The sequence below is a fragment of the Pseudomonas sp. P5_A2_2 genome, assembly GCF_054177685.1.
Map to the genome: position 1 here is coordinate 1 of NZ_JBGCUL010001049.1, position 1,497 is coordinate 1,497.

Consider the following 1,497-nt stretch of genomic DNA (forward strand, 5'->3'; position numbering starts at 1 on the left):
GTCTAATAGTCACTGAAATGTTGCCTGACAGACCGCTATCGCGAGCAGGCTCGCTCCTACAGGGGGGCCGTTGTGGTCATTAGAATTGTGTGGTCTGTTTGAGCATCCGCGCCGCAGGCGTATCCGCCGGGCTGACTATCGCATAGTTATAGCCACTTCCTGACCAGTACTCGGCCTGCAGCCCGTCATCGCTACGGCTGCCGCGGGGCAGCAGGAAGTTTTTCGGCCCTGGCGGGCGCACGTAGAAACTGATTTTCTGCCCGCCCTGGTTCTCGTAGACCACCATCGCCGCCGGGCCTTGCTCGGTGCTCAGCAGGCGCCCACTGACCGGTTTGAAGCCGGCATCCGAAAGGTCGGGCAGGCGATTGGCCTGTGTGAAGTAACGGTCGAGCCAGCCTTGCATATCACCGTCCGCGCTGACTTTGTAATCGGCCGGGAGGAGGCCTTGCTGGGCAATCAGGCGATAGGCCTGCAGGGCATCGGTCATTGGCAGCTGGGGGCTTGCCAGTGTCATTTCCCGTGCTTGCCAACCGCTGAAACCGCCGAAGCTGACCGCGATCAACAGCACCGCCGCGCTGGCCAGATGCCGACGGGACTGGCGTTGCATACGTTGGCGAATCACGGCTGGATCGAGATTCGGGTTGACCGGTTGCTGCATGGCACCACTGAGGGCCGCGCGCAGTTGCTGGGCGTCCAGTTGCCAGGCGCGCACTTGCGCGGACATTTGCGGATTGCTCGCCAGAAAAGTCTCTACCAGGCGTCGGTCGGCGTCGCTCAGTTGGTGGTCGACATAGGCGTGCAGGTCACACTCGCTGGGGGGCATGCTGATCATTTGAGTCTCCGCAGGGAAGGGCGGTTGATTTCGCCATCGCTGAGTTGGCGCAGGGCCTGGCGAGCCCGGGACAGGCGGGACATCACGGTGCCGGTGGGTACGTCGAGAATCCCGGCGACCTCTTTGTAGCTCAGTCCTTCCACCGACACCCAGAGCAGCAGCGCGCGTTGCTCGGTAGGCAGTCGGTCGAAAGCGCTGAGGGTCGATTGAGCGATAACGGAGCGCTCCACCGAGGGCTGGGCATCGTCACGCCCGGTGAAGAATTCGAGCATGCGCGCATAGCGTCGGGAGCGGCGGTGCGCATCGAGAAACTGCCGATAGACAATCGAGAACAGCCAGGCGCGCAAGTCGCCCTCGGCGCGTTTACCGCTCCAACTCGACAATGCCCGCTCCAGGCTCGCCTGCACCAGGTCGTCAGCGCTGCTGGTGTTGCGCGTCAACGACACGGCAAAGCGTCGCAATCGGGGAATGATTTCCCTCAGTTGTTCGTCGATATCGTTCATGAAGTTCTGACTAGTCGCTACGCTTGGGACTAGGAAGACGTCCGAAACTGGAGGTTATTCCACGTCAGAAAAAATAAACACCGCATGTGGGAATAAACCTGCGTGCGGTTCGTCTGCTTGATTCTTCTCACTTGTGGCCGATGGCCCTGGAGTCTTTCATGG

2 protein-coding genes are annotated in these 1,497 nt (G+C 61.0%); both read right to left on the reverse strand.

The window, feature by feature from the left end:
- Positions 1–79 precede the first annotated feature (79 nt).
- Positions 80–832 carry an anti-sigma factor family protein gene (locus ACXRVY_RS28650; RefSeq protein WP_223461471.1) on the reverse strand — a complete coding sequence of 251 codons (753 nt, stop codon included), beginning with the start codon at positions 830–832 and terminating at the stop codon, positions 80–82.
- Positions 829–1,335 carry a sigma-70 family RNA polymerase sigma factor gene (locus ACXRVY_RS28655; protein ID WP_223461473.1) on the reverse strand — a complete coding sequence of 169 codons (507 nt, stop codon included), beginning with the start codon at positions 1,333–1,335 and terminating at the stop codon, positions 829–831. The genes ACXRVY_RS28650 and ACXRVY_RS28655 overlap by 4 nt, the downstream gene beginning before the upstream one ends.
- Positions 1,336–1,497 lie beyond the last annotated feature (162 nt).